Source organism: Dehalococcoidia bacterium, assembly GCA_025054935.1.
Taxonomy (GTDB): Bacteria; Chloroflexota; Dehalococcoidia; order SpSt-223; family SpSt-223; genus JANWZD01.
Genome location: JANWZD010000003.1, coordinates 281,079 through 305,523, shown reverse-complemented (window position 1 = coordinate 305,523; position 24,445 = coordinate 281,079). Strand labels below are relative to the sequence as shown.

The 24,445-nt window shown below is 67.2% G+C and carries 22 protein-coding genes; 7 read left to right on the top strand and 15 right to left on the bottom strand.

Going from position 1 to position 24,445, the window contains the following annotated elements; translation table 11 throughout:
* Window positions 1-3 precede the first annotated feature (3 nt).
* The gene (gene clpB, locus NZ773_06175; protein ID MCS6801512.1) at window positions 4-2,592 is read right to left on the bottom strand and encodes an ATP-dependent chaperone ClpB; all 2,589 of its coding nucleotides are present in this window, start codon (window positions 2,590-2,592) and stop codon (window positions 4-6) included.
* 192 nt (window positions 2,593-2,784) lie between these two features.
* On the opposite strand from clpB, the gene NZ773_06170 reads away from it, so the two are divergent.
* On the top strand, window positions 2,785-3,102 hold the full coding sequence (locus tag NZ773_06170) for an antibiotic biosynthesis monooxygenase (protein MCS6801511.1): 318 nt from the start codon (window positions 2,785-2,787) through the stop codon (window positions 3,100-3,102).
* On the opposite strand, the gene NZ773_06165 is transcribed toward NZ773_06170, so the two are convergent.
* Genes NZ773_06165 through NZ773_06150 form a run of 4 tightly spaced genes read right to left on the bottom strand, consistent with a single transcriptional unit; the run spans window position 3,099 to window position 6,680 of the window.
* Window positions 3,099-4,139, bottom strand: a complete 1,041-nt coding sequence (locus tag NZ773_06165; protein MCS6801510.1) for an LLM class flavin-dependent oxidoreductase — start codon at window positions 4,137-4,139, stop codon at window positions 3,099-3,101. The genes NZ773_06170 and NZ773_06165 overlap by 4 nt on opposite strands.
* Entirely contained in the window at window positions 4,136-5,218 is a 1,083-nt protein-coding gene (locus tag NZ773_06160; protein ID MCS6801509.1) for an NAD(P)H-binding protein, read from the bottom strand. The genes NZ773_06165 and NZ773_06160 overlap by 4 nt, the downstream gene beginning before the upstream one ends.
* A complete protein-coding gene (locus tag NZ773_06155) occupies window positions 5,215-5,778 on the bottom strand; it encodes a hypothetical protein (protein ID MCS6801508.1) in 564 nt (187 codons plus the stop codon). Before NZ773_06155 ends, NZ773_06160 begins: the two co-directional genes overlap by 4 nt.
* Window positions 5,775-6,680: a TIGR01777 family oxidoreductase gene (locus NZ773_06150; protein ID MCS6801507.1), complete on the bottom strand. Its 906-nt coding sequence runs from the start codon at window positions 6,678-6,680 to the stop codon at window positions 5,775-5,777. The genes NZ773_06155 and NZ773_06150 overlap by 4 nt, the downstream gene beginning before the upstream one ends.
* Window positions 6,681-6,789: 109 nt before the next feature.
* On the opposite strand from NZ773_06150, the gene NZ773_06145 reads away from it, so the two are divergent.
* From NZ773_06145 to gyrA, 3 genes are all read left to right on the top strand, one after another.
* Window positions 6,790-8,145 carry a GH1 family beta-glucosidase gene (locus NZ773_06145; protein ID MCS6801506.1) on the top strand — a complete coding sequence of 452 codons (1,356 nt, stop codon included), beginning with the start codon at window positions 6,790-6,792 and terminating at the stop codon, window positions 8,143-8,145.
* Between the two features lie 77 nt (window positions 8,146-8,222).
* Entirely contained in the window at window positions 8,223-8,894 is a 672-nt protein-coding gene (locus NZ773_06140; protein MCS6801505.1) for a gamma-glutamyl-gamma-aminobutyrate hydrolase family protein, read from the top strand.
* A gap of 53 nt (window positions 8,895-8,947) precedes the next feature.
* Window positions 8,948-11,383 (top strand): DNA gyrase subunit A, encoded by a 2,436-nt coding sequence (gene gyrA, locus NZ773_06135; GenBank protein MCS6801504.1) that lies wholly within the window; start codon window positions 8,948-8,950, stop codon window positions 11,381-11,383.
* 133 nt (window positions 11,384-11,516) lie between these two features.
* On the opposite strand, the gene rpsU is transcribed toward gyrA, so the two are convergent.
* Together rpsU and NZ773_06125 are read right to left on the bottom strand one after the other, a co-directional pair.
* Complete coding sequence (gene rpsU / locus NZ773_06130) at window positions 11,517-11,711, bottom strand: 30S ribosomal protein S21 (protein ID MCS6801503.1); 195 nt, start codon at window positions 11,709-11,711, stop codon at window positions 11,517-11,519.
* A gap of 100 nt (window positions 11,712-11,811) precedes the next feature.
* On the bottom strand, window positions 11,812-12,054 hold the full coding sequence (locus NZ773_06125) for a helix-turn-helix domain-containing protein (protein ID MCS6801502.1): 243 nt from the start codon (window positions 12,052-12,054) through the stop codon (window positions 11,812-11,814).
* Window positions 12,055-12,224: 170 nt separating this feature from the next.
* Between NZ773_06125 and NZ773_06120 the strand changes: the two genes are divergently transcribed.
* Complete coding sequence (locus tag NZ773_06120) at window positions 12,225-13,058, top strand: transporter substrate-binding domain-containing protein (GenBank protein ID MCS6801501.1); 834 nt, start codon at window positions 12,225-12,227, stop codon at window positions 13,056-13,058.
* A gap of 52 nt (window positions 13,059-13,110) precedes the next feature.
* Here the strand turns inward: NZ773_06120 and NZ773_06115 are convergent, their stop codons facing one another.
* From NZ773_06115 to NZ773_06100, 4 genes are read right to left on the bottom strand one after another with little or no spacing between them, the layout of a single operon-like run.
* Window positions 13,111-14,946 carry a transketolase gene (locus NZ773_06115; GenBank protein ID MCS6801500.1) on the bottom strand — a complete coding sequence of 612 codons (1,836 nt, stop codon included), beginning with the start codon at window positions 14,944-14,946 and terminating at the stop codon, window positions 13,111-13,113.
* Window positions 14,947-14,995: 49 nt separating this feature from the next.
* Window positions 14,996-15,484, bottom strand: a complete 489-nt coding sequence (fabZ, locus tag NZ773_06110; protein ID MCS6801499.1) for a 3-hydroxyacyl-ACP dehydratase FabZ — start codon at window positions 15,482-15,484, stop codon at window positions 14,996-14,998.
* Between the two features lie 4 nt (window positions 15,485-15,488).
* The gene (locus tag NZ773_06105) at window positions 15,489-16,343 is read right to left on the bottom strand and encodes an alpha/beta fold hydrolase (GenBank protein MCS6801498.1); all 855 of its coding nucleotides are present in this window, start codon (window positions 16,341-16,343) and stop codon (window positions 15,489-15,491) included.
* Window positions 16,344-16,351: 8 nt separating this feature from the next.
* Entirely contained in the window at window positions 16,352-17,599 is a 1,248-nt protein-coding gene (locus NZ773_06100) for a hypothetical protein (GenBank protein ID MCS6801497.1), read from the bottom strand.
* Window positions 17,600-17,706: 107 nt separating this feature from the next.
* On the opposite strand from NZ773_06100, the gene NZ773_06095 reads away from it, so the two are divergent.
* Both NZ773_06095 and NZ773_06090 read left to right on the top strand, forming a co-directional pair.
* Window positions 17,707-20,016, top strand: coding sequence for a CoA transferase (locus NZ773_06095; GenBank protein ID MCS6801496.1), 2,310 nt, complete (start codon window positions 17,707-17,709; stop codon window positions 20,014-20,016).
* Between the two features lie 7 nt (window positions 20,017-20,023).
* Window positions 20,024-20,443, top strand: coding sequence for a heme-binding protein (locus NZ773_06090; GenBank protein ID MCS6801495.1), 420 nt, complete (start codon window positions 20,024-20,026; stop codon window positions 20,441-20,443).
* Here the strand turns inward: NZ773_06090 and NZ773_06085 are convergent.
* Genes NZ773_06085 through NZ773_06070 form a run of 4 tightly spaced genes read right to left on the bottom strand, consistent with a single transcriptional unit; the run spans window position 20,428 to window position 24,294 of the window.
* Window positions 20,428-21,432, bottom strand: coding sequence for a bifunctional ADP-heptose synthase (locus NZ773_06085; GenBank protein MCS6801494.1), 1,005 nt, complete (start codon window positions 21,430-21,432; stop codon window positions 20,428-20,430). The two genes, NZ773_06090 and NZ773_06085, sit on opposite strands and share 16 nt — an antisense overlap.
* A complete protein-coding gene (locus NZ773_06080; GenBank protein ID MCS6801493.1) occupies window positions 21,429-21,989 on the bottom strand; it encodes a hypothetical protein in 561 nt (186 codons plus the stop codon). The genes NZ773_06085 and NZ773_06080 overlap by 4 nt, the downstream gene beginning before the upstream one ends.
* The gene (locus NZ773_06075; protein ID MCS6801492.1) at window positions 21,986-23,164 is read right to left on the bottom strand and encodes a glycosyltransferase family 9 protein; all 1,179 of its coding nucleotides are present in this window, start codon (window positions 23,162-23,164) and stop codon (window positions 21,986-21,988) included. The genes NZ773_06080 and NZ773_06075 overlap by 4 nt, the downstream gene beginning before the upstream one ends.
* A complete protein-coding gene (locus tag NZ773_06070; protein ID MCS6801491.1) occupies window positions 23,161-24,294 on the bottom strand; it encodes a glycosyltransferase family 9 protein in 1,134 nt (377 codons plus the stop codon). The genes NZ773_06075 and NZ773_06070 overlap by 4 nt, the downstream gene beginning before the upstream one ends.
* Window positions 24,295-24,445: the final 151 nt, after the last annotated feature.

Below are 24,445 nucleotides of genomic sequence, written 5' to 3'. Positions count from 1 at the left end.
CCGTCACGCCTCGACGGCGACCGCTTTGCGGAAGACGAAGCGGCCGCCCTCGACATCCACCACCACCGTGTCGCCGTCGTTGAACTGGCCCTGGAGGAGCGCCATCGCAAGAGGCTGAACGATCTCTTTCTGGATCGCGCGCTTGAGCGGCCGCGCGCCATAGACCGGATCAAACCCCTCCTGCGCAAGCGCCTCCTTCGCCGCCGGCGTCAGCTCGAGCTGGATCTTGCGTTCCGCCAAGCGGGCGCGAAGCCCGCGCAGCTGGATGTCGACAATCTGCTTGATCTGGTCGAGGTCGAGCCGGCGGAAGATGACGATCTCGTCGATCCGGTTGAGCAGCTCGGGACGGAAGTGAGCGCGCACTGCTTCCATCACCCGCTCCTTAATTTCCGGCCAGAGCAAGTGCCGCTCCGTCACCCACTGGCTGCCGAGGTTGCTCGTCATAATGATGATGGTGTTTTTGAAGTCGACCGTTCGCCCTTGGGCGTCGGTCAGCCGGCCGTCATCAAGAAGCTGGAGGAGGACGTTCAGCACCTCGGGATGGGCCTTCTCCACCTCGTCGAACAGGACGACGCTATAGGGCCGGCGGCGGACCGCCTCCGTCAGCTGTCCGGCTTCCTCGTAGCCGACGTAGCCGGGCGGGGCGCCGATCAGACGCGACACCGTGTGCTTCTCCTGATATTCGCTCATATCGATGCGGACGAGCGCGCGCTCGTCATCGAACAGGAATTCCGCGAGGGCGCGGGCCGTTTCGGTCTTGCCGACGCCGGTCGGGCCGAGGAAGAGGAACGAGCCGAGCGGCCGGTTCGGGTCCTGCAGCCCCGCGCGCGCCGCGCGCACGGCGTTCGCGACAGCAGTAATCGCTTCGTCTTGGCCGACAACGCGCTCGCGAAGGCGGTCTTCCATCGTGATCAGCTTCTCGATCTCGCCCTGCATCAGCTTTGAGACCGGAATCCCCGTCCATTTGCTGACAATTTCGGCGATATCCTGCTCGTCGACCTCTTCCTTGACGAGCGCCGAAGAGCGGTCCTGCAGCGCCCGCTCGGCCTCGGCCAACTCGTTCTCCAGCCGGCTGATCTCGTAGCGCAGGCGGGCGGCCCGCTCCCAGTCGGCGCGCAAGCTTGCCTGTTCCATCTCCAAACGAGCCGCCTCGATCCGCTCCTTCAGTTGGCCAACCCGGTTCACCTGATTCAATTCGTTCTGCCAGCGAGTTTCGAGCTGGGCCGCCTCTTCTTTCAGGTTGGCGAGTTCCTGCTCGATCCGTTCCAGCCGCTCCCGCGAGGGGGCGTCTTTCTCCCGCTTCAAGCCTTCGCGCTCGATCTCAAGCTGCATGATGCGGCGGCGGATCTCATCGAGTTCTGCCGGCATGCTCGTCGCTTCCATGCGGAGCTTGGAAGCGGCCTCATCGACAAGGTCGATCGCCTTATCCGGCAAGAAGCGGTCACTGATATACCGATGGGAGAGGATGGCCGCGGCGACCAGCGCCGAGTCTTTGATGCGCACTTTGTGGTGCTGCTCGTAGCGTTCGCGCAGGCCGCGCAAGATGCTGATCGTGTCCTCGACCGACGGCTCGCCGACATAGACCGGCTGGAAGCGCCGCTCCAGCGCGGCATCCTTCTCGATATGCTTGCGGTACTCATCGAGCGTGGTCGCGCCGATACAGCGCAGCTCGCCGCGCGCCAGCATCGGCTTGAGCATGTTCGAGGCGTCCATCGCCCCTTCTGCGGCGCCGGCGCCGACAACGGTGTGAAGCTCGTCGATGAAGAGGATGACCCGGCCTTCCGCCTCCTGCACCTCTTTCAAGACGGCCTTCAGCCGCTCCTCAAACTCGCCCCGATATTTCGCGCCGGCGACCATCGCGCCGAGATCGAGAGCAATGATGCGGCGGTCCTTCAGCGCTTCGGGCACATCGCCGCGCGCGATGCGCTGGGCCAACCCTTCGACAATCGCGGTCTTGCCGACGCCCGGCTCGCCGATCAAGACGGGGTTGTTCTTCGTTCGGCGGCTGAGCACCTGGATGACGCGCCGGATCTCTTCGTCGCGGCCGATCACCGGGTCGAGCTTGCCCTGCCGCGCCAGTTCGGTCAGGTCGCGTCCGTAGCGCGTGAGCGCCTGATAGGTGCCCTCAGGGGTCGGGCTCGTGACGCGCTGCCCGCCGCGCACCTCCTGGAGCGCTTGGTAGATCCGGTCGCGCGTCACCCCGAGCGCGCGCAGGATCTGGCCGCTCGGCCCTTTCTCGGTGTCATCGGCCAGCGCCAGCAGGAAATGCTCAGTGGAGACATAGTCGTCTTTCAGCCGCTCCGCTTCTTGCTGCGCGGCATCAAACACCTGCTTGAAGCGGGGCGAGACATAGAGCTGGGTCGGGCCAACGGCGCGCGCCAGGCCGTCGATCGCGGGCGTCAGCCGGTCGAGGACGATCCGCGGGTTGACACCGAGCTTCTGCAGCACCGCCGGCACGACCCCATCTGGCTGGTTCACCAACGCCGCGAGGAGATGCTCCGGCTCGAGTTGGGTGTTGCGCCGCTCTTCAGCAAGGCGCTGGGCGGCGAGAAGCGCCTCCTGCGCTTTCTCAGTCAGCTTATTGAGATTCATTGATCCCCCTCATGTCATGCTGCTTTATACAACGCATATCAAGCTTGGGGAGTTCCCATCTCGACGCCTGCGCCAAGGGGAGAGCGAGCTCCCAACATGGCGAAAGTGCCGGCCGTCCCAGTGCCACGCCCTTGCAGCGGGGTTGCCGCCGCCAAAGAGAACGGGGACAATGGGCGCGAAAGGGGCAACGGCATGTACGTAGTGTATGTCGAGGTGATTGATAAGAGCGACGATGGAGGCGCCTGGGAACGCTGGAAACGGCGGGAAGGCGCGATGATGCATCGCGCGCCGGGCTGGCGGAAGCGTCTGCTTCTGCGCAGCAAGGAAGAGCCGCGCCGCTTTCATTACATCACGTTCTGGGAGACGGCAGAGCAGGCGATCGCCTTTTCCACGTCCGAAGAGTTCAAGCAGGCCGCCGCAGCGCTCGGCATCACCGACCTCGTCACCCGGATCCGGTTCGAGGAATGCGACGTCATCCTCGATGAAGCTGCAGGCCTAGCGGCGACCTAGGACGCCACTGTCGCTGCCGCGCGCCGCTCACTCGCTTGGAGGACGGGCAGGATCTCCCGCGCAAAGAGGCGGATTGTCTCTTTTGTCCCCTCAAGCCCGCGGCTGCCGATCGTGAAGTTGCAGATGAAATGCCGCATCCCGATCCGCTCAAGCTCGAGCAGCTGCTCTGTCACCCGCTCAACCGTGCCCCAGACATCGTTCGCGAGCGTTCGGGGGTTGCGCGGGTCGCCCTGCCGTTCGGAGCCGCGGGTCGTGGAAAGGAAGTCAAGGCTGCTCTGCAGCCGCGCGGAATGGATGAGCGCTTCTTCCCGCGCTTCGTCTTCCGTCCGGCCGATGGTGACGAAACGACGAACGCCAACCCACTCGTGGAGCGTGGCGATCTCGGCGTCGGAATACCCTTCCTCGCGACAGGCAGCGTCGTAGGCAGCGAGCAGGTCGACGATGACCGGCACGGGCGGAGCGCCGAAGACGGGGCTCACCCGCCATTTCGCTGCTTGGCGGACCGACTCGACATGCCCGGTCGAGAGGATGAACGGGATCCCGCCGGCTTGGCGCGGGGGCGGATAGATCACGAGTTCAGGAACGTGGAAGTACTTTCCGGAAAACTGCACCGGCTCGCCGGCACAGGCGCGCCGGATGATCTCCCAGGCCTCCGCCAGCCGGTCGCGCCGCTCCTCAAGCGGAACGCCGAACAGCTCGAACTCATATGCCGCCCAGCCGGGACTGATCCCGCCGATCAGCCGCCCATCAGACAGGTTGTCGACCCAGAGGAACTCTTCTGCCAGCCGCAGCGGATGATGGAGCGGAACGATCGCCACCGCATACCCGAGGCGCACGCGCTCCGTTACCCCGGCGTAGTAGGCGAGCGCGGCGCTCGGCGCTCCCGTGTGCGCGATCGCGGTGAAGTGGTGCTCTGTCGTCCAGACGACATCGAACCCCGCTTCGTCGGCAAATCGCGCCGCCCAGCGGCAGTAGTCGATAGAGTCGTGCGAGTGCACCCCATTCGCGGTCGCGGTCAGCGAGATCCCGACCTTCATGGCTCCTCCTTGGTCTCACGCTGGGCTCGGGATAAGGATACCTCTGAAGCGAGGGAAGAGAGCGCTCTCCCTTCGTCGGACAGACGGTCGTCGCGGCAACGGCGCTGCCGGTGCGCCGTGCTCTGCCGGCGAAGCTGCTGCAGGCGGTCGAGGAAGTGTCGAGGGCGCCGCGGCCCTTCTGCCGCAATGGCGCGTCGGGCCGCTTCTTCAAACGGCAGGCGGTGGGGATGCCCGATCAGCGACCAATAGCGGTCATCGCGGGCGAGCAGGTCGTGCTCGAGACCGTGCACCAACTCACGGGCAACCCGCCAATCGGCCCGCGTGACCAGCCGCAGCCAGTACGCCGACAGGCGTGGGGAGAGCACCGGCACGTCGAGAAACAAGGGGTCGGGCAGGTCGAGGACGCGCGCGGTCGTGCGGAGGATCTCCCGAACCGTGAGCGGCTCCGGTCCTGGCAAGTCGTAGCTTGCGCTGCGGGCAAGCGGCAGGTCGAGCGCGCGGCGCAGCGCGACTAGGACATCGTCGAGGGCGACCGGTTCGCTCCGCGACCGGGTCCACCGCGGCAGGATCATGCCTGGCAGCGTTGCGGCGAGATCCCGACAGATCCGCCACGACTCGCTGCCATGTCCGACGATCATCGCCGCCCGCAGTTCGATTGTCAGCACCGGCCCCTGACGCAAGAGCGCGCCCACCGCCAGCCGGCTCGCCAGATGCTTCGATGGGCGCCCCAGCGGCCGAATTCCGCCGAGATAGATAATCCGCTCAAGGCCTGCCCGGGCCGCCGCCGCGGCAAATGCCTGCGCTGCTTCCCGCTCGCGGCGCGCGTAGTCCCCCTGCCGGTCGCCCATGCTATGGACGAGGTAGTACGCCGCCCAGCAGCCCGCGAGCGCCGGCTCGATCGTCGCTGGGTCATTCACGTCTAGGCGAACCCAGGGAACCTCTGCCAGCAGATGGCGGCCGCGTTCCGGTGCTCGGCTCGCGCAGCGCACAGCGCGCCCTTCTCGGAGGAGCGCGGCGCTGAGCGCGCGGCCGACAAACCCCGTCGCGCCGGTAACCAGAATAGGACGCTCGCTCCTCACCTCTCACGCTCAAAGCGATGCGTTTCGCGTCGGAGCTCGCAGGCAACCCGCTCGAGTCCGCGAAATGAGACCAGCCGGTGGTAGGCAAGATAGACGTCGCTGAGCAGGCGCCAGAGCAGTCTCGGCATGCCCGGCAGCGGGTCGCCGAGGAACCGGGAGGGGAAGCCGTCTACAGCGTTCGTCAGAAGCACTTCTTGCCCCTCCTGGCCGCGCTCGGCGCGCAGGATCAGCTCGCCCCGCGCCGCGCTCGGCCGAGCGAGCAGCCCCGCCCGGATCGGCCAGCGCCGCTCGGCCGCCGTGGCGCTCACGACCGTCTCGGGCGCGCCGAACGTCAGGACCGGCCAGCGTTCGCCCACGTGACAGACTATCTCTGCGCCGCGACGATGACAGCGGATCACCCCGAAGGTCGCCCGCTCGACCTCGGCGAAATGGACACGTTCGAGCCGATCGAGAATAGCAACGAGATCAGGCGAGCCAGTGACCGGCACGCGCAGCTGCTGCTCGCACGTCAGCACGCCCTCGCGCACCTGCTCCCACGTCGAACGCGCCGCGGTCGTCACTTCGCCTCCACCGCCGCACGGAGGGCGGCCCGCAATGCCGGCACCAAACGGGGATACTCAAACCGGAACCCGACGGCGGTCGTCCGCGCTGGAAGGCAGCGGCGGCTGTCGAGCAGTTCAGCGGCAAATTCGCCCACGACCAGACGGATCGCGAAGGCAGGAGCGGGGAGAACGGCCGGCCGGCCGAGCACCTTGCCGAGGGCGCTCGCGAATTCCGCTTGACGAACCGGCTCCGGGGCCGTCGCGAGGAACACCCCCTCGTGATCGCTCTCGACCAAGAAGTGTATCAGCCGGGCCGTATCTTCGAGACTGACCCACGGCATCCACTGGCGGCCGCTGCCGATGGGTCCGCCAAGCCCGAGTTTGAACAAGGTCGTCAGCGGCGCGAGCGCTCCGCCGCCCTCGCCGAGGACAAGCCCAATCCGGACAATCGCCCACGACACGCCAAGCGGCCCGACCTGCTTTGCCTCGGCTTCCCATCGCTGGCAGACCTCGGCGAGAAACGACCGGCCGGGCGGGGAGTCCTCGATCAGCTCTTCGTCGCCCCGGTCGCCGTAATAGCCGACAGCCGATGCGCTGACGAACCGGCGCGGCCGCTGCCCCGCCCGCTCAATCGCCTCGACGAGCTTTCGCGTTCCGATGACGCGGCTGTCATGGATTTCGCGTTTCTTTTCGGCAGTCCAGCGGCCGGTCACAGGCTCACCCATCAGGTTCACCACGGCGTCAACCGCCGGCCAGTCGGCTATCGCCTGATTGAACGAGATGACCTCGGCACCGGGCAGCGCCGACGCGGCACGCTCGACATTGTGGCTGATGGCGAGCGGCACATGCCCAGCGTCGCGGAGGACTGCTGCCAGCTTTCGGCCGATGAACCCCGAGGCGCCGGTGATTGCCACTTTCACGCTCGCGCTCCTCTTCTAGTTCAAGTATTGCACGGCCGCGAAAGCAGGAAGATGCCGCGGCAGGCGGGCGAGAGTTGCGGCGGAAAGGAAGAGACCCGACAATTGTCCAATGCGTGCGTTCCCTTCCGAGTTTGTCTGGGGCACGGCGACCGCTGCCTACCAGATCGAAGGGGCAGTGGCCGAGGATGGCCGGGGCGAGTCGATCTGGGACCGGTTTGCCCACACGCCCGGCACCATTGCCAATAACGAGACCGCCGACATCGCCTGCGACCACTACCACCGTTGGCAGACCGACATCGCCCTGATGCGGGCGCTCGGCGTGAATGCCTACCGCTTCTCGATCGCCTGGCCGCGCATCCTGCCGAGCGGCCGGGGTGCGGTCAATGAGCGCGGGATCGCCTTCTACGATCGGCTTGTCGACGGTCTGCTCGAGGCAGGGATCACCCCGTGGGTGACTCTCTACCATTGGGATCTCCCGCAGGCGCTTGAGGATGAAGGAGGGTGGCCGAATCGCGAAACGGCGGCCGCCTTTGCCGACTACGCGGAGATCGTGGCGCGCCGGCTGGGCGACCGGGTCAAGCATTGGATCACCCTGAATGAGCCGTGGTGCAGCAGCATTCTCGGCTATGAACGGGGCGAACACGCCCCCGGGAAGCGGAGCACGCCGCTTGCGCTTCGCGCCGCCCACACCCTCCTCCTCGGCCACGGCATGGCGGCGCGCGCTCTCCGCGCGCTCTGGCCAGAGGCGCGGGTCGGCATCACCCACATTCTCACGCCCGCCTATCCCGCAAGCGACGCCCCCCTCGACCTTGCCGCCGCCGCGCGCTACGATGCCGCCTTCAACCGCTGGTTTCTCGACCCCGTTCTCGGCCGCGGCTATCCCGGCGAGATGCTCGCTTGGTGGCGGCACGCCGTTCCTCGCATCGCCTCGTCCGACCTCGACCTCATCGCTGCGCCGATCGACTTTCTCGGCGTCAACCACTACTTCCCCGCGATCGTCGCCCACGACCCTGCCGACCCCTATCTGCGGCTCCGGCGGATCACTCCCCCCGGAGCCGAGGTGACCGCAATGGGGTGGGTAGTGCAGCCGCGCGCTTTCTACGACCTGCTGACGCGGCTCCACCGCGAGTACGGCCCGCTCGATCTTGTCGTAACCGAGAACGGCGCTGCCTTCCCGGACCCTCCTCCTGTCGCGGGCCGCGTCGCCGACCCGGCGCGCGTGCGCTATCTCGCCGGCTATCTTGCCGAGGCAGCGCGCGCAATCGCCGACGGCGTTCCCCTGCGGGGCTACTTCGTCTGGTCGCTGCTCGACAACTTCGAATGGGCTGAAGGCTTCGCCAAACGGTTCGGGCTCTACTACACCGACTACGCGACGCAGGAACGGACATTGAAAGACAGCGGCCGCTACTATCGCGCGGTCATTCAGGCGGGAGCGCCGCTCCCGGCCGACCTCCCGCTCCCCTGAGAGCGCCGTGTATCGTCTGGAACTGGCGCCGAGCGCGCAGGTATACTTTGAGGGAGTTCGGCGCGCTCAGAGGTTGGATGCGGAAGCCACGCATCGCTGTTACCGTCGGCGCCACCGCTCCTGAGGACTCCGTCGCCCGCTATCTCGCTGCCGTCGAGCGTGCCGGAGGCATTCCCACGCCGGTTCGGCCGGGCGATGACGTTGCTCTGGAAGCGTTTGACGGCCTTCTTCTCTCCGGCGGCGGCGATATCAATCCTGCTCGTTACGGGCAAGACCGTGACCCGCACACGGCCGGCGTGGATGACGCGCGCGACGAACTGGAGTTCTCGCTTGCGAAAACGGCGTTGATCCGCGACCTGCCGATCCTCGCGATCTGCCGCGGATTTCAGCTGCTGAACGTCGTCTGCGACGGCTCGCTCGTTCAGCATGTCGAAGGGCACGCCCGGTTCGACGGGGGGCAGCACGAAATCGACATCACGCCCGGAACCCACCTCGCCAAGGCACTGGGGACGAGCGGAAGCGTGCTCGTCAACACGCGCCATCATCAAGCCGTCCGCGAGACCGAGCGCGCTGCTACTCTCGTTGTCGCCGCGGTCAGCCCGGACGGGCTGATCGAGGCGCTCGAGTCCCCGCGGCATCGCTGGGTTGTCGGCGTTCAGTGCCATCCCGAGCGGGCAGACGAAGTCGACCCCCGTTTCGCCGGGCTGTTTGAGGCATTTGTGCGAGCCGCAGCCGGCGACACCCCTTGAGCCCCTCGCACGAGCGGGAGGAGCGCTGAAGAGAAGGACGAAGGATAGGGCTGATGGAGATCGGCAACGTTCGGCTTGTCAATATCGAAACGGAGATGCGCGAGTCCTATCTGGACTACGCGATGAGCGTCATCGTCTCGCGAGCGTTGCCGGACGTGCGCGACGGGCTGAAGCCCGTCCAGCGGCGGATCATCTACGCCATGGACGAGATGAACATCCGCCACGACACGCCCTATCGCAAGAGCGCGCGGGTTGTCGGCGAAGTGCTCGGGAAATACCACCCGCACGGCGACAGCGCCGTCTACGAGGCCCTCGTGCGGATGGCACAAGACTTCTCGATGCGCGTCCCGCTGATCGATGGCCAAGGCAATTTTGGCAGCATCGACGACGATCCCCCAGCGGCGATGCGCTACACCGAGGTGCGGCTTTCCGAGATCGCGAGCGAACTGCTCGCGGATATCGACAAAAACACCGTCGATTTCGGCGACAACTTCGACGGCTCGCAGCGCGAACCGCTCGTGCTGCCCGCGCGCTTCCCGAACCTGCTCGTCAATGGGTCATCCGGCATTGCCGTTGGCATGGCAACGAATATCCCGCCGCACAACCTCGCCGAGGTCTGCGATGCCGCGATCTACCTCATTGACCATGAGGACGCAACCGTCGACGACCTGATGCGCTTCGTGAAGGGGCCGGATTTCCCGACGCGGGGCATCCTCGTGGGAACGGAAGGGGTGAAACAAGCCTACGCAACCGGCCGCGGGCGCATCGTTGTCCGCGCCAAAGCGCATATCGAGGAGAGCCGCAGCGGCCGGGCGCAAATTGTCATCACCGAGATCCCCTACCAAGTGAATAAAGCGGCGCTGATCGCCAAGATCGCCGATCTCGTCAAAGAGAAGAAGATCGACGGGATCGCCGAATTGCGCGACGAGTCGGATCGTCAAGGCATCCGCATCGTCATCGAGGTCGGCCGCGGCGCCAATCCGCGCGCCCTGCTGAACAACCTCTACAAACACACTCAGCTGCAGACCGCCTTTTCGATCAATCTGCTGGCGCTGGTCGAAGGACAGCCCCGCGTGCTGACCCTCAAAATGATGCTCCAGCAATACATCTCCCATCGCTTTGAGATCGTTCGTCGGCGCTCGGAGTTCGACCTGCAAAAGGCGCGGGAACGCGCCCATATTCTCGAAGGACTGAAAATCGCGCTCGACAACCTCGACGCCGTCATCAAGACGATCCGTGAGTCGCCAAACGCCGAGGCTGCCCGCACTCGGCTGATGAAACAGTTCGGCCTGACCGAGATCCAAGCTCAGGCGATCCTTGACATGCAGCTCCGCCGCCTCGCTGCTCTCGAGACAAAGCGGATCCTCAATGAGCTGAAAGAGACCCAGAAGCAGATCGCCTACCTCGAGGGGCTGCTCGCCAATCCGAAGAAAATCTACGGCGTCCTCAAAGAAGATTTGGCGGCGATCAAAGAGAAATATGGCGACCCGCGCCGGACAGTGGTGCAGCCCGACGGGAATGCCGACTTCACGGTCGAGGACCTGATCCCCTCGCAGCGGGTTGTGATCACCCTGAGCCAGCGCGGCTACATCAAGCGTCTTCCTGCCGATACCTACCGCACTCAGCGACGAGGCGGCCGCGGCGTTACCGGCATGATCACGCGCGAAGCCGACGCGGTCCAGCACATCACCGTCGCCGATACCCACGACAGCGTACTCTTCTTCACCAATCGGGGACGGGTCTACCAGATCAAGGCGCACGAGATCCCCGAGCTCTCGCGCACCGGGAAGGGCGTGCCCTTGATCAACCTCGTGAATATCGCGCCCGATGAGGTCGCGACAAGCCTGATTGCCATCCGCGATTTCAACGCCGCGGAGAACCTCCTGTTCGTCACGCGGCGCGGCGAGGTCAAGCGGGTCGGCATCCAGGACTTCGCGACGGTTCGCTCCAGCGGGCTGAACGCCATGACCATCGAACCCGGCGATGAGCTGTGCTGGGTCAAGCTGACAAATTCGAGCGACGACGCGATGTTGATCTCGGCGGGCGGCAAGGCCGTTCGGTTCGCGATGGAAGACGTTCGGGTCTCCAACCGCGGCAGCGGAGGCGTTCGCGGAATGCGCCTCGTGGGGACTGACGTTCTCGTCGGAGCGGAGATCGTCGAGCCGGATGCGGCGCTGCTGCTCATTACTGCCAACGGCTACGGGAAGCGGACCCTCCTGCGCCATTTCCCCGCGAAAGGACGCGGCACGCAGGGCGTCATCGCGCTCACCACCACTCAGAAGACGGGGCCAGTCGCCGCGACGTGTGTCGTCCGCGACGAGGACGAGGTGATGGTAATCTCCTCTGAGGGCGTCGTCATCCGCCTGCCCGCCAACAGTATCTCGCTGCTCGGCCGCCACGCCCAAGGGGTTCACGTGATGCGGCTCGGCGAGAGGGACCGGGTGGTCTCTACTACCCGCATCCGCGCCAACGGCGAGCCCAACGGCTAGGCGAACACCACCTTCGCCGGTGCAGCGCGGTACGCCGGACAGGGCTGACGGCGCGCCCGAATGAGCGCGCGCTCAGACATGCGAACGGCCCGGCGAATGCCGAGCCGCAGCGCGCTGAGGGTTTCGAAACCGCCTACTGGGCGCGGCGAGCGTTCTGCTTGAGCCGGCGTCGGATCGCCTTGCGCATTTTCGCGCGCAGCCGCTCGCCCTTACTGCGATACTCTTGGTGACGCTTGAGATCGGTGAGAATGCCGTTCTTCGCAACGCTGGCGCGGAAGCGCTTCAGCAGTTGCTCGAACCCCTCACCTTCCTGAAGTCGAACCTCCAACGACCGTCTACCCCTTTCCTCAGGCAATTGAGACAGGAACTGGCAGCACAGTGCTGCCAGCCAACCGCTTTTCAAGAGTAGCGTGGGAGCAGCGCCGCCGTCAACGCGGCTCAGGGAGGAGATATTCGTCGCTGAAGGGATCCCAATACCCGCCTGACAGCTCGAGGATCGCGGCGCGGATCTCTTCGACCAGCCGCGCCGGCGGAAGATGACCGTTGCGTTCGATGGTCTCCAAGAAGGAGGGCGAGATGCCAACGCGACGCGCGACCTGGGCGATCGGCAGTCCGGCGGCAAGCCGGCGGTGATACAACTCAGCGCCAACAGAAACCGCAATAGGCATCATAGACCAGCAGCTCTCCGACATGGGCTAGAACAGGAGTGCCAAAAGATGCCGTCTACCTTAGCAGAGGGCTCGTCAGCGTGCAACGGGTGTCCTCGCTCAGCGACTGCTCCCCTGGATAAAGCGCAGTCTACCGGCCGAGGGGAGCTCCTGCAAGCAGCTACACTTCCGGCGTGCGAACCGCTCCCCGCCGCTGGCGCAGTGCGCTGTTCGCTGCGCTCATTGCAGCCCTCGCAAGCGGTGCCATTTGCGCCCCCCGCCTCTCCCTGCCGGTGTCCGAGCAGGGAGAGGCGATTTCCGCGATCCGCGAGCGCGGCGTGCTGCGGGTTGGGCTGCGGCAGGACCTGCCGCGGTTCGCGTACCTCGAGCCGAGAACCAACCGCTGGCACGGTTTTGAGGTCGCGCTCGCCCGCGAGATCGCAGCCGCCCTGCTTGGGGACCCCGCCAAACTTGAACTCGTTCGCGTCGCCGCGGCACAGCCGCTCGCCCCCCTGCAGGACGGCTCGGCCGACCTTGTCATCGCCCAGCTGTCCCGCGATCTCAGCCGCGAGATTGCGGTTTCGAGCCCGTACTTTGTGAGCGGCATCGGCTATCTGGTTCCCCGCGGACGCGCCGCCGTTCCCATAGAAGAACTCAGCCGAACGCCGGTTTGCGCTGTGGCACGTTCGGGAGCGGCAGAGGCCCTTCGCGCGCGCATCCCCGAGGCCCGAACGGTGCTGGTCGACACCGGAACCGAATGCCTCGCTGCACTTGCCGGCGGGAGCGCCGGCGCGATGGTGGGCGAGATCCCGCTGCTTGTCCGCCTCGCCCTCGAGGACCCCGCAACCGCGATCGGGGCCGACCTGCTCGAAGAGCATCCGCTCGTCGTCGGGGCGGCGCGCCACCAGCCGGACCTGCTCCGCGCGGTCGACGAACTCCTCGCCGCGCTTCGCCGGAGCAGCCGGTGGACAGCGCTCCATCGCTACTACTTCGACGGCCTTCTCCCCCCTCGCCAGCCGCCGGCGTGACGCCGCCGACCCGACGGCGCGCCAGCGGCGGCAGGCCGTCTCCGCTTGCCGCTCAATCCCCCCTGAGGAGCGAGCGCACAGTGAGCGCGATGTGATCGGCGTCGATGCCGGCGAACGCGCGGAGCTCGGCAGGTGTTCCGGAGCCCGGAAGTTCGCGGACTGCCAGCTTGACGACGGGCGGCGGCCGCATCCCGGCGTCGGCGAAGGCATCCAGCACCGCGCTGCCGAGCCCCCCTTCGGGATGATGATCCTCGACGACCACAATCGCGATCGTCTCCTTCGCCGCCCGGGTCAGCATGTCGATGTCGATCGGCTTGACCGAGTAGGCATCGACAACGCGAATGGCAATCCCCTCGGTGGCAAGCATCTCGTGCGCTTTCAGCGCTTCAAAGACCGTCACCCCCGCCGCCACGACGGTCACCCGGTCCGCCGGCGAGGAGCGAAGCGTCCGCGAGCCGCCGATGGGAAAGGCGCCGTCGTCATACAGCTTCGGCGTCTTTTCGCGCGTGGTACGGAGGTAGGTGATGCCCTCGTGCGCGGCGGCCGCTTCAACGAGGCGCGCGGACTGCGTTCCGTCGGCCGGATAGAGCACGACGCTGCCGGCAACCGCACGCATCATGGCGAGGTCCTCTAAGGCCATCTGGGAGGGGCCGTCCTCGCCGATCGAGACCCCAGCATGGGAGCCGCAGATCTTCAAGTTGGCGCGCGAGATCGCCGCCATCCGAATGAAGTCGTAGGCGCGAGTGACGAAGGCGCCGAACGTCGCCGCGAACGGCACCCACCCCCGCGCCTGCAGGCCGACAGCGGTCGCGACCATCGCCTGCTCGCGGATGTAGGTCTGGACAAACCGCTCCGGGATGACCTGCTCGGCAATTTCGCTGTAGGTCGAATTGCCGACCTCGGCGTCGAGCACCACGACGCGCTCGTTGACTGTGCCGAGGGCGGCGAGCGCGCGTCCGTATGCTTCGCGGGTAGAGATCGGCTCGCTGAAGGTGGGCATCGCGAGGGGCGTGCGGCGGGGCAGCGCTCTCGGCTCGGCCGCCAACGGCCGCGGGGGGGTGAACACTACGGGAGGACGCTCGCCGCCAAGCTCAGCGTAGGCGCGGCGCGCTTCTTCCTCGTTCAGCGCTTTACCGTGCCAGCCATTCTTATCCTCGAGAAACGACACCCCCTTCCCTTTGACGGTCTTCGCGACGATCAGCGTCGGAGCGCGGCCGTCGGTCGCCTCGCGATAGGCGGCATCGATCTGGGCAAAGTCATGCCCGTCGATCTCGAGAGCGCGCCAGCCGAAGGCGCGTGCCCGCTCCGCATAGACTTCGGTTCGCCACCCAAGGGCAGTCTCTCCCGTTTGGCCGAGACGGTTGACATCGACAATCGCGATCAGGTTCGTCAACCGCTCGCCCCACGCTTGGTCGAACGACTCCCACACCGACCCTTCGGTCATCTCGCTGTCGCCGAGAAGACACCAGACGCGGATCGGACGACCCTCTAAGCGCTTGGCAGAGAGCGCCATCCCGACGGCAGCGCCGATCCCTTGGCCCAGCGAGCCGGTCGCCACTTTGACCCACGGCAGCACCGGCGCCGGATGCCCTTGAAGGCGGCTGCCGAGGCGCCGATAGGTGAGGAACTCCTCGTCGGAGATCACTCCGACAGCGCGAAGCATGCTGTAGAGCAGCGGCGAGGCATGCCCCTTCGAGAAGATCAGCTGGTCGTTATCGAGGCTGTCCGGACGGCGCCAGTCATAGCGCAAATAGCTGCTGAGGAGAACCGCCATCAAATCGGCGGCCGAAAGCGCAGACGTTGGGTGGCCCGAGCCAGCCGCAGTCGAACAGCGAATACTGTCCACCCGGAGCTGGCGGGCCAGTTCACGCCAGAGATCGTGGCTCATCGCCAGAATTCCTTTGTCGTCTCAGTACGGCGCGTGGCTGCCGCCGCGATTATGCCAGTTCGCGCTCGGCGCTGCCTTCTGAACGAGCCAGTTCTGCCGGCGGGTCGACGATCGCGAAGCTCAGCTCTCCCTCGGCGACCAGCATGCCGTCGACCGTGGCGACCCCCTTGCCTCTGCCGAACCGCCCGCGAGAGCGAATGAGCGTCGTCTCGAGGCGGAGCTTATCGCCGGGCCGGACAGGACGGCGGAACTTCCAGCCATCGAGGCCGGTCAGCATTGCGATCTTGCCGGCATTTTCTGGAAGGCCGAGCGCCGCCACCGCCCCGACTTCCGCAAGCGCTTCGACAATGATCGCCCCCGGCAGCACCGGAAACGCGGGGAAATGGCCGCGCAGGACGTGCTCATGATACTGCCCGACATCATCGATCTCGCCGACGGCGCGCTCGCCAAATTCACACTCGACAATCCGGTCCAGAAACAGGAATGGCTCGCGGTGCGGAAGGAGACGCTCGATCTCGGCGCGGCTCAGCGCAGGCATCGGCTTACTCCATCTGCCGCAGAAAGGCAAGGACGGCGTCGATCGCTTCTTTCGCCTTCCCAGTATAGAAGTGGTCGGCGCCCTCGATGGTCGCAATCGCGGACGGCTTCGCTCGTGTGGCGGCCGCTTGAAACTGCTCAAGCAGCCCCGGCGGGATCATCTCTGGCTCGTTGCTTCCCCCGAGAAAGATTGTGGGCACGGTCAAGCCGGCGGCCAGGGCGAGCGTGTCGTAGCGGTCATCGCGATGGCGGTCAAGAAAGGCGTTCGGCGTAAAGTAGGAGCGGCCTTGGAGCGACGCTTCAAACAGCATCAGCTCGTCGCCGCGCCCTTCCGCAACGAGCCGCTCAGCCCGCTCCAGTTCTTGCGCAATTTTGTCGCGGTTGGGCGCCCCCTCCCACCGCGAGCGGCCTATCCGACCGCCCGAGGTCTGGACAAAGAGACAGATGCGCGGGTCGCCTCCGTGAGCGAGAAAGTAGCTGCCCTTGATCGCTCCCATGCTGTGGCCGAGCAGCCCAATCCGCCGGTACCCGCGCCGCTCCAGCTCGTCGAGGGCGGCGACGATGTCCTCGCCTGCCTCGGCGATGATCTCGGCGGCAAGCCCATAGACCTTGCCGTTCAGCCGGTTCAGCCAGGCGAGGTCGTGGCCGCGCGTCGAGAGCGTGAGCACAGGATAGCCCGCATCGGCGAGCGCCGAGGCGAACGGCCCCTGCACTTGGCTGTAAAACGCGCCGCTCGCCCCCGGCAGCAGCAGCCACGCTTCGACCGCCCGCGACACCGGCGCCGGCGCGCGCGGCTCCCAAAACCCGCCAAAAATCTGAACTTGGTCGCGGGTGACTATGCTGACTACTTCGAGCTTCATCGCCTTCCTCATCCGCCTGCAGGCGTCACGCCGAGCAGCGCTGCGATCTCGGGTCGCCGGCGCGGCCGGTCACGGTACGCCTGGCGCACGGCTTGATAAAGATAGACCAACTTCAGGCCGTTGCCTTTCAGAACATAGTCGCGGTTTGCCGGCTCGGACAGGCGCGTCCACAGCGTCGGAAACGGGATTCGGTCCGCCACGGCATCGGCAAAGTCAGCGAGCGACTGGCGCAAGACGTGATCCGGGTCGCCCTCGCTGCCGCAGCGCGCCGTCATACGCCCGTTCTGAAACCGGATCGACACCGTTCCCCCTTCCGGCAGCACCACCGCGACCACCTCGTTCCACTCCGGCGGAATGAAAGGAGCCGTTTCTTCCACGCCGAGCTGCAGCGCGGCCGCGAAGCGCTCTGCCGCTTCACTCCGCTCATCGGGAACCACCACCGGCGCCGGCGCAACGAACCGGTTTAGGCCGGTTGTTCCCCGCTCTGCCGGCGGAACACCCTTTGCGGTGACCGGCCCCATGATGCGCGCGCGTTCCCACCCGATCAATTGGGGGATCAGGTCGTTGATATCGGTCGCTTGGCTGAGCATCGCGCCGATCATCGCTCGTTTGCGTCGGCAGGCAGAGGCGGCGCGCTCGGGGTCGGCAAGGGGCTGGGCGTCGCGAACCAGCTGCGCCCAATGCCGAAAGTACGTCTCGTGGACCGCGAGACAGCGCTCAACGTTTTGAGGCGTCTTCGGCAGGTGATAGCCGATATAGACCGGAGAGGCGAAGGCACGGACAAACCGAAACATGTTTTGGTGGTAGCCGGCGCCGGCGAAGCGGCGGAACTGCTCCCACACTGGTTCGAGCGGATCGTAGACCCGTTTCCGGTACTCCTCGTCGAGGGCGAGGTCGAAGAGCGGAAACAAGTCGATGACCCCCGAAAGCGTCTCGTCGAGTTCCGCCCATTCGAGGAACAAGTTCGGAATGTCGTAGCCGTCGGCAGCTTGGGCAGTGAAGGTCTGCGCGTGCACTCGCCCGAAGATGGAGGAGCTTCCCGGCACAAAGCGCTCAAGCTTCGGCGTTCGATAGGGGAGCTTGAAGCCGAGCGCCAGACCGGTGTTGTAGCCGAGCGACTGAGGCCGCAGGTCGATCCCGTCCTCTTCGTGCAGCAGCTCACCCTCAGCCACTACCTCCTCGGCAATCGGCTTCATCCGCTCAAGGTAAGGCGTCACGTGCGGGGGCGGCAGGTAGGGCGGCAGTTCGATCGTCATCCGTCTCCCCAACTGTCACGCCAGTATAGCCGCTCGCGGCGCGGATGCTCCTCGGCTCCTTCCTCCTCCCGCGATGCGCCGCCCGTTTTGCGTAGACTGATGAGACGATGGACGGCGATCCCCTTCCTCCTCTGCTCGCCGGGCTGCGCGTCGCTGCGGCGGGTGATCGGCCGGCACTCGTGGCGGCGCGGCTGCTCGCCGACCTCGGAGCGGCTTGCGTTGTCGTCGAACCGCCGGCAGGCCATCCGCTGCGCGCTCAGCCGCCCCTCACCGGCGGGGTCGGTGCCGTCTGGTGGGAGCTGACCCGCGGGATGGAGATCGTGCGCGGGGCACTTGCCGACCTCGACCTCTCCGCTCTCGATATCCTGATCGTCACCAATGAGCCGCCTCCCGCGCCAGACCCGGTGATCGTGGTGCGGATCTCGCCGTTCGGGCCGAGCGGTCCCTGCGCGCACTGGCGCGGCAGCGAGCTGATTGTGCAAGCCGCGAGTGGGCTGCTCGCCCTTGTCGGCGACCCAGACCGTCCTCCCGTGATGATTGGCGGCCATCCGATCGAAAGCGTCGCCGGCGCCCAGGCCGCAACTGCCGCCCTGATCGCGCTCATCGAGCGCGACCGCTCCGGACGCGGTCAGCGCGTCGATGTTTCGCAGCAGGCAGCCGCGGCTTGGGCCACCCATCCCACTCGGCCGATGTGGCGTCTGGAGGGCCAGCGGACCAGCCGCGCCGGATGCTATCGCCCGTTCGGCGCGGCCCGCCGCCGGCTGATCTTTCCCTGTGCCGACGGCTACGTTGCGGTGCAAGGCGTGCTCGGCCGGGAGTGGCCGGCGTTCGTAGCCTGGGCCACCGAAGAAGGGATGGATGACCCGCGCCTGCGGGACCCGCTTCTGACGGAAGCGGCGCATCGCGCCAGCGTCGTCCCGGGAGGAGTTGATCAGGCGACCATCGACCAAGTGGACGACCTGATCGCGCCGTTTCTCTTGCGCAAGACACGGCGCGAGCTGTACGAAGAAGGCCAACGCCGGCGCATTATCCTCTTCCCCGTCAACACGCCGGCCGACTTGCTCGCCGACCCGCATCTCCAAGCGCGCCGCTTCTTCGCCGCTGCCGCAACGCCGAGCGGTCAGACATGTCTCGTTCCCGGCACGCCGGTGACGATTGTCTCGGCGGGCGCCGCTGCTGCGCCGCAGAGAGCGGACTCCTCCGCGAGCACGGGCGCGCTGGCGGGCGTGCGCGTGCTCGATTTCTCGTGGGTCGGCGCGGGGCCGCTGCTGACCTTCCAGCTGGCAGCGCACGGCGCGGAGGTGATCCGCGTCGAGTCGGCGCTGCGGCCAGACGTGCTCCGCCTGTCGCCGCCCTACGTTCGCGGCGAGCCGAACCTCGAGACCAGCGGCTATTTCTTCCCCCTCAACGCCAGCAAGCGCAGCATCGCCCTCAACCTCGCGACCGCGGAAGGGCGCGCCATTGCGCGTCAGCTTGCCGCCCGGTGCGATATCGTGGTCGACAGCTTTACTCCCCGCGTGATGCCGCGCTGGGGGCTCGATCACGCCGCCTTGCGCCGAGACCACCCTGACCTGATTGTCCTCAGTCTTTCCATGCTCGGCGCAACCGGTCCTCACCGCGATGCGCTCGGTTTCGGCACCGTGCTGCAGGCTGCTGCCGGCTACCCGGCTGTGACCGGCTGGCCCGATCGCGACCCAGTCGCGACCGGCGTGCCGTTCACGGACTGGATCGCTCCCTTCGCTGTCCTGCCGACCCTCCTCGCGGCGCTCCTCCAACAGCGGCGCGCAGGCAGAGGCTACGCTCTTGATGCCTCACAGCTCGAAGCGACGCTGACGTTGTTTCGCGAACCGCTCATCGCCGTCCAATGCGCCGGAGCCGTGGAGCGCGCAGGCAACCGTTTGCTTGGAGGAGGGGTCGACCTTGCCGTTCCTCACGGGGTCTATCGCTGCCGGGACGAAGACTGCTGGATTGCCATCGCCTGCCTTGAAGAGGACGACTGGACGCGCCTTGCCGCCTTCATCGGCAGCCCGCCTGTTCCAGCGCGCGCTCCGCTCGCGGTGCGGCGGGAGGCGCGGCTCGCGATCGACGACTGGCTTGCGCAGTGGTGTCGTTCCCACGATGCCGACGCCGCCGCAGCGGCCCTCCAAGAAGCCGGCGTTCCCGCTGCCCCGGTTCGCGATGTCGTCAGCGCCGCGGACGACCCCCAGCTTCGCGCCTGGGGCTTCGGCACGCTGCTGGATCATCCCGCGGCGGGAGAAACGCCATACGACCCCCCGGCCTTTCGTCTTGCGCGCACGCCGGCGGAGTTGAGGCCGGCACCTCTGCTCGGCCAGCACACGGAAGAGGTGATCCGAACCCTGCTCGCCCTTTCCGACGAGGAGTGGGAACGACTCGTTGCAGCAGGAGTTTTTGTGTGAGGAACCGATGGAGCGTGGACTGACCTTCGAGCAAGCACAGCACATTGTGGCCGCAGCCGCTGCCAAGGCCCGCGCTATCGGCGTGCCGATGGCGATCGCCGTCGTCGACGCCGGCGGGCATCTCATCGCCTTCGGCCGGATGGACGGCGCCGGCTGGGCGACCGCGACCATCGCCCAAGCGATGGCGGAGACCGCAGCGGCGTTCGGGATCGAAGGAGCGCGGCTGAAACCGTTCGTGCAAGACCGCTGGTTCAATGCCATCACCGTCGCCGGCGGGCAGCCGCCGCTTGCCGGCGATGCCGGGATCCCCATCGTGCTCAATGGCCGGCTCGAAGGCGCAATCGGAGTGAGCGGCGGCAGCGGGGCGCAAGATCGCGCCTGCGCCCTCGCCGGCCTTGCCGCGATCGGTCTTCACGTCGCCGAATAAGGCGCGTGCGCGACCGCGTCGGCAAGCTCCTCCGGCGAGACGACGGCGTTGCCGAACCGGCGAACGACGATCCCGGCAGCGGCAGTCGCCAGCTGGACGCTGTCGCGCAGCGGCAGTCCCGCCGCCACGCCGAGGGCGAGGACGGCGATCACCGTGTCGCCCGCCCCTACCGCATCGTACACCTCGCTCCGGTTCGAGGCCGGCAAGGCGGCAAAGCCGCGCGCATCCCGAAAGACGATGCCCGCCGCGCCGCGAGTAATGACCACGCTTTCCGCCCCAAGGCCCTCGCGCAGTTCGGCGGTTGCGGCGCGCAAATCGGCTTCGTCGCGAAGCGGGCGCCGGAGGGTCGCTTCAGCATCTGGCGTGTTCGAGCGGACGAGCGTAAACTCGCGAAACCGCCAAAGGTCGCCCTGCGAGTCGACCACCGTGGGACGGCAAGTTTGAGCCGCGACGCGGCGGATGGTCTCGATCATCCTGTCGTCCAGCACGCCGGCGCGGTAGTCTGAAACGAGGATCACGTCGGCGGCGCGAGCAGCGCGCTCGATCGCCTCGGTAACCAGCTGCCGGATTGGACCGCCCAGCGGGGAACGGACGCTCCGGTCCAAGCGCACGACCTGCTGCGGAAAGCGGAGGTCGACATCCGCCAGGACACGGGTCTTGAGCGTCGTCGGCCGCGCGGGGTCAACGACGAGGCCGGCAACGTCAATCCCTGCCTCGCGCAGGAGCGCGCGCAGCTCCTGCCCGGCAGCATCGTCGCCGATCACGCCGACAAGGGCGGCAGCGCTGCCTAAGGCGACAACGTTGCGCGCAGGGTTAGCAGCTGCTCCTGGGATGGCGAGGCGGCGCGTGAAGTCGAGAACGGGCACGGGCGCCTCGCGCGATAACCGCTCGGGCCGGCCGATGAGATATTCATCAAGACAGACATCGCCGATCACCAGGATGCGGCGGCCTGCGAGACGGGGAACAAGGGCGGCGAGACTGCTGCTCATCGGAGACGAGATGCGGCGAGCACGGCGCCGATGGCGACGATCAGCCAAGCAATCGGGTCGAGCAGCGCTTGGGAGAGCAGCCGCATCGCTGCCGGCGAGCCCGTCACGAGCGCAGGTCCTGCGATCAGGAAGAGCGGAACCAGCCGACTGAGGAGGAACGCGAGGGCGACACTGCCCCCCGCGATCGCCATCAGCCCCGGCCCGCGCTTGCGATTGACCGCGCGGGCGATCAGCTCGCCGATGCCGTAGCCAAGGAAGAGCACAATCCAGAGCGAGAAGAACCCCGCGCCTAGCCCAAGCAGGACAAGGAGCGCCCACAGGAGACCGAACCCGCCGGCCAGCGCAAGGCCGGTCAGGCTCGCTACCAGATAGGTTCCGGCGCGCACATCATACGTCGGCAGCTTCCGAAGTCGGGCACAGGCGCGGCAGCGCGTCCCGACTGGCGTGTAGATTAGGCAGCGCGGACAGATCGGGGTCTCGCAGCGTCCACAGCGCAGATAGGTCTCCACCGCCGGATGCTCAGCGCAGCGGAGCGGCGTTTCAGGCGTTAGCGTCATCGCACTGAACGGAGTGGCAAGAATGGCTCCACCGCACCGACAACGCGGATGCTCGTGAGGTCGCGCATACACCGATGATGGCCGAGCGGACACTCGGCTGGATAGGTAGCATCGTAGCACGGACTGCAGGGAAGGTTCAGCCGGACCACCGCGGCGCGCTCCGATCGCGGTCCGCTGATGCGGGGGTCGCTCGGGCCGTGGATCGCAACGACCGGCACGCCGAGCGCAGCGGCGAGATGCAGCGGACCAGAGTCGCCGCTGACGACGAGCGCCGCTCGATCGAGCACGCCGATCAGCTCGGCCACCGTTGTTCGGCCCGCGAGCAGCATCGGCATCGGCGAAAGCCCCGCCCCGATCTGCTCCGCGAGCGGGCGGTCAGCGGAAGCGCCGACAAGCGCCACCGCTGCGCCGCGCCCCTGCAGCCACTGGATCAACTCGCGCCAGCCGCTGGCGGTCCAGCGCTTCGCATCGCCTGCCGCTGCGCCCGCATTGATCACCACAAGCGGCCGGCCATCCCACCCTGCAGCGCGCAAAAGCCGGTCCGCGGCGGCGCGGTCCTCGGGCGCGGCGACGATATCGCGTCCGGGGAGGAGCATGCCGCCCGCGACGCTCGCAAGCCGAAGGCAATACGCCTGCTCATGGCGAACCGGGCGGTAGCGGCGACCAGGCACGGCAAGCGTATAGGCGAATGGAACGCCTTCTCGCCGGTAGCCGACGCGCAGCGGCGCTCCCGAAGCGACAGCAAAGAGACTTGCCCACACCCCGAACAGCCCGACGACAAGGTCGAACCGCGACTGGCGGACGAGCCGAAGCGCGGCGAAGAGTGCCGTCCAAGAGGATGGTGAGAAGGGCGCGCCCGAGGGGCGCAGCCGGTCGGGGTCGAAAGTGAGAACGCGGTCGACAGCCGGACAGCGGCGAGCGATGTCGGCAGCGGCCGGCCGAACCAGCATCGCAATTTCGGCCTCCGGGTATGCCGCGCGCAAGGCGCGCACTGCCGGCAGCGACAGCACGACGTCCCCCAGCAGGTCCAAGCGGATGACCAGCAGCCGGCGAATGGGGCCGGGGGGACGATCGATCAGGCGCTGCAGAAGCGCGAGGATGCCGAACGGCACGCCTAGGACGGCGAGGGCGGTCCGGATCGCTTGACGGCGCAGCCAGCGGCGCGGGCGGATCATGGAACCGCCACGAGCAGCGCCTGCTCGACCGCGGCGATCACGCGAGAGACCGGGAGGTCGAAGACACACGGATGCGCCGGCAGGTCGCGCTCTTGCCAGTCGAGCCGATTGCAGGGAGCGCAGAGAAAGGAGGAGGCGACCACCACGCTCGCTGGGTCGGCCCACGGACCGAAGGCGCGATGGTCAACCGGACCGTAGAGGCGCACCGTCGGCGTCCCCACGGCAGAGGCAAGGTGCATGATCCCCGAATCTGGCCCGAGAGCGAGCGTCGCCCGCCGGAGCGTCGCGGCAAGCGCGGGAAGCGGCAGCCCGATGAGCGCCCGCGCCGGCACCGGCATGGCCGCGACCGTTTCTTCGACGAGTATCCGCTCCCTTTCGCTGCCGGAAACGAGGAGGGCGAACCCCCGGTCCGCAAGCCAGCGCGCCACCGCAGCGTAGCCGTCAGGACGCCAGCGCTTGACCGGGGAACCTGCTCCCGGATGGAGGACGACAAAGCGCGCCGGCAATCCGTCCGGCGGCGCCTCGTCCGGGAAGACTATCCGCGGGCGGCCGGGAGGCTGTGCGGGGGGGGTTCCGCCCGCGAGACGGATCAGATGGTCGATGAGGCGGCTGTTTTGCAGCGTCTCATGCCGACCAGGCCGGTAGCGAACGCGGTGAGTGAGGAAGGGCGCAGCATCCGGTTGAGCATAGCCGAGACGAAGCGGGATGCCCGCCAGCCGGCTGAGCAGCGCCCCCCACCAGTGGTCGAAGCGAAGGAGAACGACCGCATCGTAGCGCTCTGCGCGGAGACGCGCCGCTTCCGCAACCAGCAGGCGGTACGGCGCGAGCGCGGAGCGCTTCGGGGCACGTTCGAAGCCGGGGAACGGCAGCGTTCGGACTGTGACGCCGGCGATCCCCTTGGCGAGCGGCTCCGCCCACGGGCCGACCCAGAGATGAACCTCCGCGGCGGGCAACGCAAGGCGCAGCCGCTCGATCGCCGGCGCAGCGAGGATGAGATCCCCCAGATGGTCGGGCCGGAAGAGCGCAAGACGCCGGAGCGGCGTCGGACGACGCACCGGCCAGGGAAGCATGCCCAAGAGCAAGAGGCCGCGCCGCCGCCAGCGCGCCCGACGGGAGAGAGCGACCGTCATGGCAGAATTGTAAGCGTGGCGCCCCCCCCGCCGACCAAACCGCGCCTGCGCTCCCGCTTTTCGGGGGAGCGGGCTGCCACTTCGCCGGGAGGACCACTCGCCAGTCTGCTCCTCGCGCGGGGCAATGCTCTATAGTCGAACGGACACGGCG

What these genes read in the sequence shown, in the direction of transcription:
- clpB (MCS6801512.1), bottom strand. Translation starts at nt 2,592, where the DNA reads ATGAATCTCAATAAGCTGACTGAGAAAGCGCAGGAGGCGCTTCTCGCC.
- NZ773_06170 (MCS6801511.1), top strand. Translation starts at nt 2,785, where the DNA reads ATGTACGTAGTGTATGTCGAGGTGATTGATAAGAGCGACGATGGAGGC.
- NZ773_06165 (MCS6801510.1), bottom strand. Translation starts at nt 4,139, where the DNA reads ATGAAGGTCGGGATCTCGCTGACCGCGACCGCGAATGGGGTGCACTCG.
- NZ773_06145 (MCS6801506.1), top strand. Translation starts at nt 6,790, where the DNA reads ATGCGTGCGTTCCCTTCCGAGTTTGTCTGGGGCACGGCGACCGCTGCC.
- NZ773_06140 (MCS6801505.1), top strand. Translation starts at nt 8,223, where the DNA reads ATGCGGAAGCCACGCATCGCTGTTACCGTCGGCGCCACCGCTCCTGAG.
- gyrA (MCS6801504.1), top strand. Translation starts at nt 8,948, where the DNA reads ATGGAGATCGGCAACGTTCGGCTTGTCAATATCGAAACGGAGATGCGC.
- NZ773_06125 (MCS6801502.1), bottom strand. Translation starts at nt 12,054, where the DNA reads ATGATGCCTATTGCGGTTTCTGTTGGCGCTGAGTTGTATCACCGCCGG.
- NZ773_06115 (MCS6801500.1), bottom strand. Translation starts at nt 14,946, where the DNA reads ATGAGCCACGATCTCTGGCGTGAACTGGCCCGCCAGCTCCGGGTGGAC.
- fabZ (MCS6801499.1), bottom strand. Translation starts at nt 15,484, where the DNA reads ATGCCTGCGCTGAGCCGCGCCGAGATCGAGCGTCTCCTTCCGCACCGC.
- NZ773_06105 (MCS6801498.1), bottom strand. Translation starts at nt 16,343, where the DNA reads ATGAAGCTCGAAGTAGTCAGCATAGTCACCCGCGACCAAGTTCAGATT.
- NZ773_06100 (MCS6801497.1), bottom strand. Translation starts at nt 17,599, where the DNA reads ATGACGATCGAACTGCCGCCCTACCTGCCGCCCCCGCACGTGACGCCT.
- NZ773_06095 (MCS6801496.1), top strand. Translation starts at nt 17,707, where the DNA reads ATGGACGGCGATCCCCTTCCTCCTCTGCTCGCCGGGCTGCGCGTCGCT.
- NZ773_06090 (MCS6801495.1), top strand. Translation starts at nt 20,024, where the DNA reads ATGGAGCGTGGACTGACCTTCGAGCAAGCACAGCACATTGTGGCCGCA.
- NZ773_06085 (MCS6801494.1), bottom strand. Translation starts at nt 21,432, where the DNA reads ATGAGCAGCAGTCTCGCCGCCCTTGTTCCCCGTCTCGCAGGCCGCCGC.
- NZ773_06080 (MCS6801493.1), bottom strand. Translation starts at nt 21,989, where the DNA reads ATGACGCTAACGCCTGAAACGCCGCTCCGCTGCGCTGAGCATCCGGCG.
- NZ773_06075 (MCS6801492.1), bottom strand. Translation starts at nt 23,164, where the DNA reads ATGATCCGCCCGCGCCGCTGGCTGCGCCGTCAAGCGATCCGGACCGCC.
- NZ773_06070 (MCS6801491.1), bottom strand. Translation starts at nt 24,294, where the DNA reads ATGACGGTCGCTCTCTCCCGTCGGGCGCGCTGGCGGCGGCGCGGCCTC.